11 protein-coding genes are annotated in these 14,610 nt (G+C 60.3%); 2 read left to right on the top strand and 9 right to left on the bottom strand.

Annotation, left to right across the window (positions count from 1 at the left end; translation table 11 throughout):
• Positions 1 to 219 precede the first annotated feature (219 nt).
• Positions 220 to 1,044 (top strand): SDR family oxidoreductase, encoded by an 825-nt coding sequence (locus SB725_RS03095; protein ID WP_027926662.1) that lies wholly within the window; start codon positions 220 to 222, stop codon positions 1,042 to 1,044.
• A gap of 105 nt (positions 1,045 to 1,149) precedes the next feature.
• Here the strand turns inward: SB725_RS03095 and gbcB are convergent, their stop codons facing one another.
• A complete protein-coding gene (gbcB, locus tag SB725_RS03090) occupies positions 1,150 to 2,250 on the bottom strand; it encodes a glycine-betaine demethylase subunit GbcB (RefSeq protein WP_027926661.1) in 1,101 nt (366 codons plus the stop codon).
• A 281-nt stretch (positions 2,251 to 2,531) separates the two neighbouring features.
• On the opposite strand from gbcB, the gene gbcA reads away from it, so the two are divergent.
• A complete protein-coding gene (gene gbcA, locus SB725_RS03085) occupies positions 2,532 to 3,827 on the top strand; it encodes a glycine-betaine demethylase subunit GbcA (protein ID WP_027926660.1) in 1,296 nt (431 codons plus the stop codon).
• Positions 3,828 to 4,602: 775 nt separating this feature from the next.
• On the opposite strand, the gene SB725_RS03080 is transcribed toward gbcA, so the two are convergent.
• From SB725_RS03080 to SB725_RS03045, 8 genes are all read right to left on the bottom strand, one after another.
• The gene (locus SB725_RS03080; protein ID WP_410921248.1) at positions 4,603 to 5,769 is read right to left on the bottom strand and encodes a retropepsin-like aspartic protease; all 1,167 of its coding nucleotides are present in this window, start codon (positions 5,767 to 5,769) and stop codon (positions 4,603 to 4,605) included.
• Positions 5,770 to 5,900: 131 nt separating this feature from the next.
• A complete protein-coding gene (locus SB725_RS03075) occupies positions 5,901 to 6,467 on the bottom strand; it encodes a GNAT family N-acetyltransferase (protein WP_027926658.1) in 567 nt (188 codons plus the stop codon).
• A 125-nt stretch (positions 6,468 to 6,592) separates the two neighbouring features.
• The gene (locus SB725_RS03070) at positions 6,593 to 7,363 is read right to left on the bottom strand and encodes an electron transfer flavoprotein subunit beta (protein ID WP_194940430.1); all 771 of its coding nucleotides are present in this window, start codon (positions 7,361 to 7,363) and stop codon (positions 6,593 to 6,595) included.
• Positions 7,364 to 7,378: 15 nt separating this feature from the next.
• Positions 7,379 to 8,599 (bottom strand): electron transfer flavoprotein subunit alpha/FixB family protein, encoded by a 1,221-nt coding sequence (locus SB725_RS03065; protein ID WP_027926656.1) that lies wholly within the window; start codon positions 8,597 to 8,599, stop codon positions 7,379 to 7,381.
• Entirely contained in the window at positions 8,599 to 10,548 is a 1,950-nt protein-coding gene (dgcB, locus tag SB725_RS03060; protein ID WP_410921247.1) for a dimethylglycine demethylation protein DgcB, read from the bottom strand. The genes SB725_RS03065 and dgcB overlap by 1 nt, the downstream gene beginning before the upstream one ends.
• A gap of 162 nt (positions 10,549 to 10,710) precedes the next feature.
• The gene (gene dgcA / locus SB725_RS03055) at positions 10,711 to 12,771 is read right to left on the bottom strand and encodes a dimethylglycine demethylation protein DgcA (RefSeq protein WP_027926654.1); all 2,061 of its coding nucleotides are present in this window, start codon (positions 12,769 to 12,771) and stop codon (positions 10,711 to 10,713) included.
• A 15-nt stretch (positions 12,772 to 12,786) separates the two neighbouring features.
• Entirely contained in the window at positions 12,787 to 13,317 is a 531-nt protein-coding gene (locus tag SB725_RS03050; RefSeq protein WP_007947752.1) for a DUF5943 domain-containing protein, read from the bottom strand.
• A 164-nt stretch (positions 13,318 to 13,481) separates the two neighbouring features.
• Positions 13,482 to 14,459, bottom strand: a complete 978-nt coding sequence (locus SB725_RS03045) for a dipeptidase (protein ID WP_410921245.1) — start codon at positions 14,457 to 14,459, stop codon at positions 13,482 to 13,484.
• Positions 14,460 to 14,610 lie beyond the last annotated feature (151 nt).

Below are 14,610 nucleotides of genomic sequence, written 5' to 3'. Positions count from 1 at the left end.
CCCGCTCGGCGGCGCAGCCGTCGTAGAACCAGCCAATGCGGTCTGCCAGACAGACCGCATTCTCAGTATTCGGGGCCGCTTCGCAGCCCAGCGGGAGCAAGCTCCCTCGCCACAACCCCCCTTTCCCCCTCCCCTGATCACTCACCCTGAAACTCTTGGTCTACATTGATTGGCGAGCCATTTCTATCCGCTCAGACAATAATAATCAGGAGCGTACGCATGTCCTTACAAGGCAAAACCCTGTTCATTACCGGTGCCAGCCGTGGGATTGGTCGTGAGATCGCGCTGCGAGCTGCGCGGGATGGGGCCAACATTGTGATTGCGGCCAAAAGCGCCGAGCCGCACCCGAAGTTGCCGGGCACGATTTTCAGCGTGGCGCAGGAAGTTGAGGCAGCGGGAGGCAAGGCGCTGGCCTTGCAGGTGGATGTGCGTGACGAAGATGCCGTGCGCAACGCGCTCGCCCAGGCCAACGAACATTTCGGCGGCATCGATGCGCTGATCAACAACGCCGGGGCGATCAAGCTGACCGGGGTTCAACACATCGAACTCAAGCGCTTCGACCTGATGCACCAGATCAACACCCGCGCCGTGTTGCTGTGCAGCCAGGCTGCCCTGCCCTATCTGAAAAAAACCGGTGGGCACATTCTCAACCTGTCGCCGCCGCTGAACCTGGCGACCCAATGGTTTGCCCAGTACAGCCCCTACACCGTGACCAAATACGGCATGAGCATGCTGACGATTGGCATGAGCGAGGAATTCAAAAATTACGGCATCAGCGTCAATTCGCTGTGGCCACAGACCATGATCGCCACCGCCGCTATTGAGTTTCAGCTTGGCTCACGGGAATCGTTCAAGCATGCGCGAACGCCCGAAATCATGGCCGATGCCGCCCACGTCATTCTGGACAGCAGCGGTCGCAGCATCACCGGGCGATTGCTGATTGATGAGGAGATTCTACGGGAGCATGGCGTGACCGAATTCGATCACTACCGCTTTGAGCCCGGCACCAACGACAAGCTGATGCCCGACTTATTCGTGGACTAAAACACAAACCACTGTGGGAGCGAGCTTGCTCGCGATGACGCCGGAACATTCAACATTGATATTGACTGATCCACCGCTATCGCGAGCAAGCTCGCTCCCACAGGTTTAGAACTCGATACGCACGTCGCCCTTCGGCACGCTGCAGCACGACAGGATGAACCCTTCGGCTTCGTCTTCCTCGGTAATCCCGCCGTTGTGGTCCATCTCGACCTCGCCACCCAGCTTCATCACCTTGCACGTACCGCAAATCCCCATCCCGCACGCTTTCGGTATCAACAGCCCAAGCTTGGCCGCAGCCGCGTGCACCGTTTCGCCCGGCGCCACACGAATGCTTTTGCCGGAGGCGGTGAATTCCACCTGATGCAGGTCTGCCACGTCGATTTCCGGTGCATCCGCTGCTTGCTCGGCTTGCTCCACGGCGTCTGCGCGGGCTTCCGGTGGCGTCGCACCGAACGATTCCTCGTGGTAACGCGACATGTCGAAACCGGCGGTCTCGAGCATGCGCTTCACCGCATTCATGTAGGGCGTCGGGCCGCAGCAGAAGACTTCGCGTTCGAGGAAGTCCGGCGCCATCAATTCGAGCATCTTGTGGTTCAGGTAACCGCGATAACCGGCCCACGGTTCGCCAAGACCATGCTTCTCGCAGATCAGGTGCAGGCTGAAGTTGTCGATCCGCGACGCCATGTGTTCCAGCTCGCGGTGGTAAATGATGTCTTTGGGCGAGCGGGCGCTGTGGATAAACACCATGTCGACGTTGCCGTTGGTGTCATAGAACCAGCGCGTCATGGACATGACCGGCGTGATGCCGACACCACCGCTGAGGTAGAGCACCTTCGGCGCGGTGAAGTCCATGGCGTTGAACAGCCCGACCGGGCCATGCACCGCCAGCTCCTGACCTTCATGCAGAGTGTCGTGCAGCCAGTTCGAGACCTTGCCGCCGGGCACGCGCTTGATCGTCACCGAGAAGCTGTAAGGCACCGATGGCGAGCTGGAAATGGTGTAGGAGCGCATGATCGGCACGCCGTCGATTTCCAGCTCCAGGGTGACAAACTGCCCCGGCTTGAAAAAGAACAGGATCGGCTGGTCAGCCATAAAGCAGAAGGTGCGCACATCCCAGGTTTCCTGGATGACTTTGACGCAACGGACGATGTGACGACCATTGGCCCAGGTCTGGGTCGTTACCGGATTCAGGAAGCTGTTGGACATGCTGTTCTCCACCGCCGATGCTCGGCCTTATGTTGGCGATTCTGCGTAACGTGCGAACCACCCATTTACCTATCTGCGACATTCACATACTTATCGCGACCAAGCCCCAACTACCGGGGGTTGCGCGTCGGGAACAGAGTGGGCCATGTCGCTCGTAGATAAGGTTCCGGGCAACGCCGGCCCCACACTCGCCCCATACCAAGACACATCCTTTACACCTTGCGTAGCAAACCTGATCAGCCACTTTCGCGGCCACGCAGATGGCCTTGAGGAAATACACGATGGACGTCACCACTACCCTGAGCCTGGGCGATCCACTGGAACCCGCACGCAAGGCCACCGCGCAGATGCTGCAAGAGCGCGAGCGGACTTTCTCGCTGCCGCAGCCGTTTTACTCTGACGAGCGGCTGTTTGATATCGACATGCAGGAAATCTTCCAGAAAGAATGGTTGATCGCCGGCATGACCTGCGAGATCCCGACCAAGGGCAACTACCTGACCCTGCAAGTCGGCAAGAACCCGATCATCGTGATTCGCGGCGCCGACGGCGTGGTGCATGCGTTCCATAACGTCTGCCGCCACCGCGGTTCGCGTCTGTGCACCAGTGAAAAAGGCAAGGTCGCCAAACTGGTCTGCCATTACCACCAGTGGACGTATGAACTGGACGGCCGCCTGCTGTTCGCCGGCACCGAAATGGGCGCCGACTTCGACATGAAGCAGTACGGCCTCAAACCGGTGAACGTGAAGACCGCCGGTGGTTACATCTTCATCAGCCTGTCGGAGAACCCGCCGGCCATTGATGACTTCCTGTCGACGTTGAGCCATTACATGGAACCGTACGACATGGAAAACACCAAGGTGGCGATCCAGACCAACCTGTACGAAAAAGCCAACTGGAAACTGGTGCTGGAAAACAACCGCGAGTGCTACCACTGCAACGCATCGCACCCGGAACTGTTGAAAACCCTGCTGGAATGGGACGACGTCACCGACCCGCGCGCCGACCAGGCCTTCAAGGACCACGTCGCCGCCTCCGCCGCTGCCTGGGAAGCCGAGAAGATCCCGTACGCCCACGCCAGTTTCGGCCTGCGTAACCGTATCGTGCGCATGCCGCTGCTCAAAGGCACCGTGTCGATGACCATGGACGGCAAACAGGGCTGCGCCAAGCTCATGGGCCGCATCAAGAACCCCGACCTGGGCTCGATGCGCATCCTGCACCTGCCGCACTCGTGGAACCACTGCATGGGCGATCACATCATCGTCTTCACCGTGTGGCCGATCAGCGCTCAGGAAACCATGGTCACCACCAAGTGGATCGTGCACAAAGACGCAGTCGAAGGCGTGGACTACGACGTAGAACGCATGCGCAAAGTGTGGGATGAAACCAACAACCAGGACCGTCGTCTGGCAGAAGAAAACCAGCGCGGCATCAACTCCACGGCGTACCAGCCTGGGCCTTACTCCAAGACCTATGAGTTTGGCGTGGTGAACTTTGTGGATTGGTACAGCGAGCGTTTGCTGAACAACCTCGGGGCTGAGCCGGCACCGTACCTCAAAGGCGTTCCTGTTCAAGGCTGACAGAGCTAAAAGCATCGCGAGCAGGCTCACTCCTACAGGGATTTGTGACCGACACAGATCAAATGTAGGCGCGAGCCTGCTCGCGATGGCGCCCTCCCCAACAACCCATCCTTCCCCGCCCCCGATACCCCTTCCCCGATTCAGAACTGTACGAAATATGATCTATTCCGTTCAGCGCTATGCCCTACGCACCTCCCAGCCTTCCACAAACAAGTTATCCACACCTCCACCCACAGCTATTGGGGACAAGTGTGGTTTTACACAAAACTTTCTCCACATAAACCGAAGAAAATCCGTGACTTATCCAGAAGCCTGGTTTTTAACAGTCGCTGGTTATTTTTTGATCGAAAGCTTGTGGGGCACGTTCTACGTGGCCTGCAGAGGATGGCAAACACCTTATCCACAGAAGCGCCAACAGACTTTGGGGGCAACTTCTGCACATCTGTGGAAAACCGCTGAAAGCCGCGATAAATAGGGGTATTCGGCATGTTTAGCGGTCCAAACCCATGATTTGATCATTTTTTAACCAAGCACCCGAATAGCCCGGTTTATATAGCTTGTAGCGGTTAGCAAACATCTTATCCACAGAAGCGCCAACAGAGATTGGGGGCAAGTATTGAACAGTGAGAAACCTTATCCACCGCAAAAAGCCTGTAAAAACCGCACGTTAGGTTGGTTGTTTTTTGTACGAAGGCTTACAGGCCTTGATTTGCATAGGTCGTAGCGAGGGGCGAACACGTTATCCACAGAAGCGCTAACAGGCTTTGTGGGTAAATCAGGTTTTATTCAGGCACGAGCGCCCCGAAAGCGGGTCCAGGTTCAATTCATAGTCATTGAATGCCCGCCACCCGAGCAAAATCGAAGGCACGTACTGCCCGAACACCAAAGACGGAGGAATGGTGAAGCCTGGATAGTATTTGTAGGTGATTGCCCGGACGTCGCCAGACAAATCCAACTCGCCTTTGAACGTCTGGTGTCGCGAGTTTTCGGCGACGTGAACAGGCAAGTCACCGGGTGAGGCCGACGTCAAGTAATCCACATTACCTGTATCAAGAATCGCCAGCGTCGCCCGACGATCCAGCCGTGCAGCAATGGTCAGTCGTTGATTGATGTCTGCGCGCGAATAGGTCACCGGCGAATCGCACCGCGCGGGAGGTTGCGCGTTGAGTTCCAGGGTTTTTTTCGTGAGCTTCAAACGCCCCAGCTTGCCGACCAGATCCAGTCCTAACAAGTTATCCCGGTCACTGACAAACACCAGGACGTTGCGAAACTCGCTCCCGCCGACCGTCAACGAATGAAAAACCCCGAGCTTGGCCGACAGGTCATGTTCGCCATAAAACGTGCTGTAGCCGTAATGGGAGTCGGTTAACAGCGTGATGCCCATGCGCTTCGCAGTTTCGGCGTTGACCCGGGTTTGCGGTGCGCCGGTATCGACAATAAAGCGTGAAGAGACGCCATTGGCAGCTTTGACGTCGATGTACGGCAGCACTTCGTCCGTGATGTAACCGTCACTGGGGAGCGGATAAACCGTAAGGACTTCATGCCGTTTGGTGCTGGACACCGAAAAATCGCCGACCGCGCGCAGGGTCGCGATCGATTGACGGCCAAACATGGAGAACAGGACGTTGAGCTCGGGGTCACTCGCAATGGCCTGAGCATGGCGGCGCTTGATTGCCAGATAGTAATCAGGCAATTGATTGGCGGCTTTGGCCTCGAACATGCGGGCGAACACGGACACTGAACAGTTGAGATTGTTTGTAGCGTCCACGACCTTGTCGCAGCGCTGGCGCAGTTGGGCCAAGGAGGCTGTTTGCCCTTGGTCCGACTCCAGCCACTGATAAAAATCCTGATCGGCTTCAGTGTTGGCAGCCGCCATCAACCCGGCCGGCACGCACATCACCCCACAGAGCAACCAGGCCGCACGCCAACGCAACGCCTTCATGTTCAACCCACGCCTGAAAACGGGTTTTACGACTCAGCGCTGAACGTCTGAAAGCTCCGTGAACCGTGCTGCACCCTTAACCAGCGCACAGCAAAACTGTAGTTCACCGAGCGGTAGGGCGGAAGGCAGCCCTACGGCCGGTACATCAGATAGGCTTCGCCTGTGACCCGGATCATCGGGTGGGGCGTGATCTGGCAGGTGTCGACGATACGGAAGCCATGCCGCTCGTAAAACCGCCGGGCGCCGGTATTGGCCGCATAGTCGATCAGGCTCAGGCCATTGAGGCCCAACTGGTTGGCGCGGTCGTAGGCGTAAGCGAGGAATTGTTTGCCCAGGCCCTGGTTCCGCCAGCCCTCATGCAGCGCCAGGCTGGAAATGTAGAGGGTGTCGGGGATTTCCAGGGTGGCGTACGGCGCCAGTACCGGGTCGGTGACGGGCGCCGCCATCGGGTCATGGCGCATCACGTAGCTGTGCATCATCCCGATGACCTCCCCGTTTGCCTCGGCGATCAGGCAATTTTGCCAGGAGAAGTCCACATCGTCGCGGGCATAGCGCAGGGCACCAACGTCCAACAGGTCCTGGCCGGGCTCTGCCATCTGGCTCCAGATGTAATCCGAAGCGCCCTCTGATGAAATCTGGAACAAGCGAGCAATCTCCCGCGCATCCGCGCGCAGGGCCGAACGAAATTCAACAGTCATTGTTTTTCCTTGTGGGAGCGAGCCTGCTCGCGAAGGCGGACGGACATTCAAGATAAATGTCGACTGAAGCACCGCGATCGCGAGCAGGCTCACTCCTACAGTTTTAGAGGTGTGGGGGTGATCGGTTAGCGGACCACGCCTTCTTCGATCAGTAACTTGAGAATGGCCTCGGCCCCCGCTTGCGCCGTAACGCCTTTGAGCACCTGCCCGCCGCCGCCACTGGCCTTGGCTGTCGCCGCTTTCATCCGGTCGGCGCCGCTCTTGGCCTTGATCACCTTGAGGCGTTTAGGCCGGGGTTTGGCCGGTTGCAACGTGGCGACCGCCAACAGTTCATCGTCGATCACTTCGACTTCATCGGCTTGCAGCACACCCCGTCGCGCCGGGCCGTAAGCGCTTTGCCGAGGCTTCGGCGCAGCGTTATCCACCGTCGCGAGAAACGGCAGACGCACTTTCAAACGACGACGTTGACCCCGCGGCAAGGCTTGAAGCACCAGCGCCGAATTGCCGTCGATGGATTCCACCTGCGCCAAACCGACCACCAGCGGCCAGCCGAGGCTTTCCGCCAGCAGGAACGGCAACATGCCCGAGCCTTCACCGGTTTCCGCCTGACTGCCGGTCAGCACGACTTGCGCCCCGGCATCGCGCAAATAAGCGGTCAACGCCGGCAAGGCATCGGCGCCTGACGGTTGTTCCAGCACATGCAATTGCTCCAGGCCCATACCCAGATAAGCGCGCAGCGCCGGTTCCGCGACGTCGCCGGCATGCAGCACTTGCAGGTGATCCCCAGCCAGTTGCAGGCCCAGTTCCACCGCTCGCGCATCCTGCTCCGCGCGACGTGGCCGGCCGGAGGTCGGGTGGGCGCCGATGGACACCAGGCTGATGATTTTCGTGCTCATAACCCTTTCCTTCCCTTAAGCCGCATCGCGCTTGGCGTCGTTGCGGTAAGCCGCTACCGCATCGATCAAGGCTTGAAGAATCTCGGCGCTCTCGCCGATCACCGACAGGTCGGCCCGTTTGATCATGTCGCAGCCAGGGTCGAGGTTGATCGCCACCACCTTGTCGCAGGCACCGATGCCTTGCAGGTGCTGGATTGCCCCGGAAATGCCCACCGCCACATAAACCCGTGCGGTGACCCAGGTGCCGGACGCGCCGACCTGACGGTCGCGCGCCATGAACCCATCGTCCACCGCCACACGGGACGCGCCTTCGGTGGCGCCCAGCGCCTCGGCGGTCCTGTGGAAAAGTCCCCAGTCCTTGACCCCGTTGCCGCCGGAGAAGATGAACTCGGCTTCGGCCATGGGAATGGCCGCCGGGTCCACCGCTACCGCGCCCAAGTCTTCGATGCGCGACAGGCTACGTGCCACGGCTGTGGATAACTCCACCGGCAGTGCTTCGTGACGGGTTTCGCTGACCGGTTCGGCGCATTCGGCCGCCGCCAGAATCAAGCGTGCAACCGGGCGCGCAAGGTCTTGCAACCCCGCACCGGCGCGGCCGATGCATTCCTCGTCCTTGACCTGCCAGACCCGCGTGGCCGGGCGTTCGCCCAGTGCGGCGGCAAAGCGCCGACCGAGTTCACCGCCACCGCTACGACTGTCCGGCAACAACCAATGACGTGGGTTGAACTGGTTATCCACAGCCCGCAGGCCCTGGACTCGTTGTTCCGGTGCATAACCGCTGAATTCTTCGCCTTCCAGCACCAGCAAGCGATCAACGCCCGCCGTCGCAAAGGCGTTTTCCTTGTGTTCACCGAAGACCACGGCCAACACCGCACCGTCCGTGCCGGCCAACTGATGAGCCAGGCCGAGCAAGTCGCGGTCGTGGCTGCTCAGGCGGCCGCCGACCATGTCCGGCACCACGCTGATGTAGAACGCCGGTGCCGGCACTTGATGCAGCGGCAATTGCACTTCAACAGCAGCCGTGCGCTTGGTCGCGCCGCCCTGCTGAGCGCCACTGCGGTCAATGCGCTTGATCCCGTTGGGACCGATAAAACCGATGCCGTGCAGATTCTTGCGGATGACCCCGTTGGGCCCCATCCAGCTGTGTTGCGCCGGTTGCATGGCCGCGTGCAGCGGGTGCAAGCGGTTACGGGCAATCCATTCGGCGCGGGGGTCGCGGCGGATAATGTCGCTCATCAGTGGGCCTCCGCAGGTTCACGTTGGGCCGGTGCAGCCGGTTTGCTTGGTGCGGCATCTTCGAGCAACGCGTCGGCCACCAGTTCGGCGATGTCCTTGATCAGCGGACGCGGTTCGACCACGCCTTCGAGCATCGCGGTGCATTGTGGGCAACCCACGGCCACCAGCTCGGCGCCGGTTTCGCGGATGTCTTCCATGCGCATGTCGGGGATCCGTTGCTTGCCCGGAATGTCGGTGATCGGCGCGCCGCCACCGCCGCCGCAGCAGCGCGAGCGGAAACCGGAGCGTTGCATTTCTTTCACTTCGATGCCGAGGGCACGCAGCACTTCACGCGGTGCCTCGTATTCGCCGTTGTAGCGGCCGAGGTAGCACGGGTCGTGATAGGTCACGCTGCTGCCTTTGTGCTGACCAAGGTTCAGGACGCCAGCACCGATGATTTCGGCCATGTAAGTGCTGTGGTGTTGCACGAGGTAGTTACCGTCGAAGGCACCGTACTCGTTTTTCAGCACGTGGAAACTGTGCGGGTCGCAGGTGACGATGCGGTTGAAGCTGTATTTGGCCAGGGTCTGGATGTTGCGTTTGGCCAACAGCTGGAACGTTGCTTCGTCGCCCAGACGCCGGGCCACGTCACCGCTGTCGCGCTCTTCCAGGCCGAGCACCGCGAAGTCGACCTTGGCCGCTTTCAGCACTTTGACGAAGGCGCGCAGGGTGCGCTGGTTGCGCATGTCGAAGGCGCCGTCGCCGACCCAGAACAGCACATCGACGGATGTCTTCTCACTCATCAACGTCAGGTTCAGGTCCGCCGCCCAGTTCATCCGCCCGCCCGGCGCAAAGCCGCCCGGGTTGTCGGTGGCGATCAGGTTTTCCAGGACTTCGGCGCCCTTGTTCGGGGTCGCGCCTTTTTCCAGAGTCAGATGGCGGCGCATGTCGACGATGGCGTCGACGTGCTCGATCATCATCGGGCATTCCTCGACGCAGGCACGGCAAGTGGTGCAGGACCACAGGGTTTCAGCGTCCACCAGACCGTTGACGATCGGTTGATGCGGATTGCCCGCGTGCTCACCAATGGCTTTGCCTGGATACGGGCTACCGGCGAATTTCGCATCGGTGCCACCGGCCAGGCCGACGACCATGTCCTGAATCAGTTTTTTCGGGTTCAGCGGCTGGCCGGCGGCATAGGCCGGGCACGCGGCTTCGCATTTACCGCACTGCACGCAGGCGTCGAAGCCGAGCAGTTGGTTCCAGGTGAAATCCTTGGGTTTTTCCACGCCCAGTGGCGCAGTCGGATCGTTCAGGTCCAGCGGTTTCAAACCGGTGGAACGGCCGCCGTTAAAACGCTCGGCGCGACGGTGCCAGGCCAGGTGCAAGGCACCGGCGAAGGCGTGCTTCATCGGCCCGCCCCAGGTCATGCCGAAGAACAGTTCGCTAACGCCCCACAGCACGCCGACACCGAGGATCGCCGTCACCAGCCAGCCACCGAAGTTTTCCGGAAGGATGCCGGCGACCGGCAGGGTCAACAGGAAAAACGATGCCGAGAACGCCAACAGGCTTTTCGGCAGGCGCATCCACGGGCCTTTGGACAAGCGCGCCGGCGGGTTGCGTCGACGCAGGTAAACGAAGATCGCGCCGACGAACATCACGGCCGTCATCAACAGCAGCGCGTAACCGAGGATGCGGTTATGCAGGCCGAAACCGTGCACCAGAATCGCCAACACAATGGACGCCACCGCACCACCGGCCGTGGCGACGTGGGTGTTGGCGATGTATTTGTCCCGCGCGACGACATGGTGCAAATCGACCATGTAGCGCTTGGGCATGGCGAACAGGCCGCCGATCAGGTCGACCTTCGAGGCTCGGCCCCGGCGCCACATGGCCACCCGCCGCAACGCGCCCAGGACCGCAAGGCCCAGGGCGGCGAACAACAGGATTGGAAGAAGGGTGTTCAACATGGTGGAGCTCCCAAAGACCTCGGGGTCTTGCAGGTCGAGATGCCTGACTCGGTTCCTGTGGGAGCGGGCTTGCCCGCGATTGCATTTTGTCAGTCACATCTGCATTGACTGACCCACCGCTATCGCGGGCAATCCCGCTCCCACAGGGTCATGTGCAAGCCGTTAGAAATCCTTGCACAACCGCAGCGCGTCGTAGATCGCCGCATGGGTGTTGCGTTGCGCCACGCAGTCGCCGATGCGGAACAGCAAGTAGCCATCGCCCGCCTCGCTCAACGAAGGTTGCGGCTTGATCGCGAACAGGGCTTCGATGTCCATCTGGCCTTTGTTGCGCGAGCCTTCCTTCAGGGCGTAGTAGATTTCTTCGTCCGGACGCACGCCGTTTTCGACGACGACCTGGTCTACCACCCGCTCCTCTTTGGCGCCGGTGTATTCGTTTTCCAGCACCGCCACCAACTTGTCGCCTTCGCGGTAGACCTTCTCCAGCATCATGTCCCCGGTCATGATCACTTCTTTGGGGTACATGCTGCGGTAGTACGTCGGGAACGAGGTGCCGCCAATCGCCACGCCCGGCTTGATGTCGTCAGTGACAATCTCAACCTGGCTGCCCTTGTCGGCGAGGAAGTCGGCGGTCGACATCCCGGTGAACTCGCAAATGGTGTCGTAGACCAGCACGTTCTTGCCCGGCGCCACTTTGCCGTCGAGGATGTCCCAGCTGCTGACCACCAGGCCTTCAGCCGCGCCCCAATGCTCGTTCTGCTCCAGGAACGGATGACCGCCGACAGCGAGTACCACCACGTCCGGACGCAGGTCGAGAATGGTCGCCGCATCCGCCGCCACGCCGAGGCGCAGGTCGACTTTCAAACGTGCCAGCTCCAGCTGGAACCAGCGGGTGATACCGGCGATCTGGTCCCGTTGCGGGGCTTTCGAAGCGGTGGTGATCTGGCCGCCAATGAATTCTTTCTTCTCGAACAGGGTCACGTCGTGGCCACGTTCCGCCGACACGCGCGCCGCTTCCATCCCGGCAGGACCGGCACCGACCACCACGACTTTGCGCTTCACACCGGTCGACTTCTCGATGATGTGCGGCACGCCCATGTATTCACGGGAGGTCGCGGCGTTCTGGATGCACAGCACGTCCAGGCCCTGGTACTGACGGTCGATGCAGTAGTTGGCGCCGACGCATTGTTTGATCTGGTCGACCTGGCCCATTTTGATCTTGGCGATCAAGTGCGGGTCGGCAATGTGGGCACGGGTCATGCCGACCATGTCGACGTAACCGCCTTCCAGAATACGGGTCGCCTGGTTCGGGTCCTTGATGTTCTGCGCGTGCAGGACCGGGGCCTTGACCACTTCCTTGATACCGGCCGCCAAATGCAGGAACGGCTCCGGTGGATAACTCATGTTGGGGATAACGTTGGCCAAGGTGTTGTGGGTGTCGCAACCCGAGCCCACGACACCGATGAAGTCGATCATGCCGGTGTCGTCGTAGTACTTGGCGATCTGTTTCATGTCCTCGTGGGACAAGCCGTCCGGGTGGAATTCATCACCGCACAGACGGATGCCGACGCAGAAGTCCGGACCGACTTCCTTGCGTACCGCTTTTAGGACTTCCAGGCCGAAACGCATGCGGTTCTCGAAGCTGCCGCCCCATTCGTCGGTACGTTTGTTGACGCGTGGGCTCCAGAACTGGTCGATCATGTGCTGGTGCACGGCGGACAGTTCGACGCCATCCAGGCCACCGGCCTTGGCCCGCGCCGCGGCGCTGGCGTAGTTGCCGATCACCCGCCAGATTTCTTCCGGCTCGATGGTTTTGCAGGTCGCGCGGTGCACCGGTTCACGGATGCCCGACGGCGACAGCAGGGTTGGCCAGTGCTCGCCGTCCCAGCGCGAACGACGGCCCATGTGGGTAATCTGGATCATGATCTTGGCGCCATGCTTGTGCATGGCATCGGCCAGGTTCTGGAAATGCGGAATGATCCGGTCGTCGGCCAGGTTGACCGACTTCCACCAGCCTTGCGGGCTGTCGATGGCCACACTGGAGGAACCGCCGCAGATCGCCAGGCCGATCCCGCCCTTGGCTTTCTCTTCGTAATACTTGACGTACCGGTCGGTGGTCATGCCGCCGTCGGTGGCGTAGACCTCGGCGTGCGCGGTGCTGAGCACGCGGTTACGGATGGTCAGTTTGCCGATCTGGATCGGCTGGAACATTGCTTCGAAAGCCATGGCAGGGTCCTCGACTTACAACGGCTTGACGGTGAACAAACCGTCGTCGTGGCCTTCTTCGGAGCCACCGTAGACTTGCTCGGCAACCGTACGGATCTTGCTGCCGCGGGCTTGCAGAATCTGGTCCATGGCACCGGCAAACCAGCCCGTGAACATGTAGTCGACCTTGCGCCCGACCTTGCCATAGACGTAGACGAACGCCGAGTGTTCGAGCTTGACGCTGGCAGTGCCTTTGTCGAGGTCGATGTCCTGGATCTTGAACAGCCCCCAGCCGCGTTGCGACAGGCGCTTCATGTAGTGCTCGAACACCGCGACGCCTTCCAGGCCGTGGCATTCGGCTTCTTTTTCACACCAGTGCCAGGCGGATTTGTAGCCGGCCTTGTAAAGGATTTCGGCGTAGGCTTCGGCGCCCAGCACTTCCTCGATGCCCATATGGTTATTCACAAAGAAGTGACGCGGTACGTACAGCATTGGCAGGGCGTCGGAGGTCCAGACACCGGTTTCGCTGTCGACTTCGATTGGCAATTGCGGGGCGATCTTGGCCATGGAAACTTAACTCCAGAAAAATTCGTTGTGCTGTTGTCCCGTAGCAGCTGTCGAGCCTGCGAGGCTGCGTTGGGCTGCGAAGCGGCCCCCGAGGGCGGTCCTGCGGACCGCAACGCAGCCTCGTACCTCGGCAGCTGCTACAGGAATCGTTGTTTGAAAGGGGTTTACTCGCCCCAGACATCTTTGAGGACGTTGACCCAGTTCTCGCCCATGATCTTGCGCACCACGCGCTCGGAATGACCGCGCTTGAGCAAGGTTTCGGTCAGGTTCGGGAACTCGCCGACGGTGCGGATGCCCAGCGGGTTGATGATCTTGCCGAAGCTGGTCAGGCGGCGGGCGTAGCCCTTGTCATGGGTCAGGTATTCGAAGAAGTCCTGGCCATGGCCCTGAGTGAAGTCGGTGCCGATGCCGATGGCGTCTTCGCCGACGATGTTCATGGTGTATTCGATGGCTTCGGCGTAGTCGTCGATGGTCGAATCGATGCCCTTGGCCAGGAACGGCGCAAACATGGTCACGCCGACGAAACCGCCGTGATCGGCGATGAACTTCAGTTCATCGTCGGACTTGTTGCGCGGGTGGATTTTCAGGCCCGACGGCAGGCAGTGCGAGTAGCACACTGGCTTCTTCGATTCGAGAATGACTTCTTCGGAGGTTTTCGAGCCGACGTGGGACAGGTCGCACATGACGCCCACACGGTTCATCTCGGCGACGATTTCACGGCCGAAACCCGACAGGCCGCCATCGCGCTCGTAGCAACCGGTGCCCACCAGGTTCTGGGTGTTGTAGCACATCTGCACAATGCCGACGCCGAGCTGCTTGAACACCTCGACATAGCCGATCTGGTCTTCAAACGCGTGAGCATTCTGGAAGCCGAACAGGATGCCGGTCTTGCCCTGCTCCTTGGCCTTACGGATGTCGGCGGTGGTGCGCACCGGAATCACCAGGTCGCTGTTCTCGCGGATCAGCTTCTGACTGGCGGCGATATTATTGACGGTGGCCTGGAAGCCCTCCCACACCGACACGGTGCAGTTGGCTGCGGTCAGACCGCCCTTGCGCATGTCTTCGAACAGTTCACGGTTCCACTTGGCGATAATCAGCCCGTCGATAACGATACTGTCGGCGTGCAATTCGGCTGGGCTCATCAGGCTGTCCCCTATTAGCAATTCATGCGCCGAATCGTGTGCCGGCGCTTTGGGGCCAGCATATGCCTGAGGGACGGGGCAGCCGGGTGCAAAAACGACAGGGGGTTTGCCGAAAGCGTCAATCCGCGACAAAGGGTCGCCGCGAGGCACG

Source organism: Pseudomonas sp. SIMBA_041 (assembly GCF_046535095.1).
Taxonomy (GTDB): Bacteria; Pseudomonadota; Gammaproteobacteria; order Pseudomonadales; family Pseudomonadaceae; genus Aquipseudomonas; species Aquipseudomonas mucoides.
Note: the sequence above shows the minus strand (reverse complement) of the source record. Positions and strands in the feature narration are given on the sequence as shown.

Bases quoted from the DNA above. Each gene is read 5' to 3' on its own strand.
- gbcB (WP_027926661.1), bottom strand. From the start codon at position 2,250: ATGTCCAACAGCTTCCTGAATCCGGTAACGACCCAGACCTGGGCCAAT.
- dgcA (WP_027926654.1), bottom strand. From the start codon at position 12,771: ATGGCTTTCGAAGCAATGTTCCAGCCGATCCAGATCGGCAAACTGACC.
- SB725_RS03075 (WP_027926658.1), bottom strand. From the start codon at position 6,467: ATGACTGTTGAATTTCGTTCGGCCCTGCGCGCGGATGCGCGGGAGATT.
- SB725_RS03070 (WP_194940430.1), bottom strand. From the start codon at position 7,363: ATGAGCACGAAAATCATCAGCCTGGTGTCCATCGGCGCCCACCCGACC.
- SB725_RS03045 (WP_410921245.1), bottom strand. From the start codon at position 14,459: ATGAGCCCAGCCGAATTGCACGCCGACAGTATCGTTATCGACGGGCTG.
- SB725_RS03095 (WP_027926662.1), top strand. From the start codon at position 220: ATGTCCTTACAAGGCAAAACCCTGTTCATTACCGGTGCCAGCCGTGGG.
- dgcB (WP_410921247.1), bottom strand. From the start codon at position 10,548: ATGTTGAACACCCTTCTTCCAATCCTGTTGTTCGCCGCCCTGGGCCTT.
- SB725_RS03080 (WP_410921248.1), bottom strand. From the start codon at position 5,769: ATGAAGGCGTTGCGTTGGCGTGCGGCCTGGTTGCTCTGTGGGGTGATG.
- gbcA (WP_027926660.1), top strand. From the start codon at position 2,532: ATGGACGTCACCACTACCCTGAGCCTGGGCGATCCACTGGAACCCGCA.
- SB725_RS03050 (WP_007947752.1), bottom strand. From the start codon at position 13,317: ATGGCCAAGATCGCCCCGCAATTGCCAATCGAAGTCGACAGCGAAACC.
- SB725_RS03065 (WP_027926656.1), bottom strand. From the start codon at position 8,599: ATGAGCGACATTATCCGCCGCGACCCCCGCGCCGAATGGATTGCCCGT.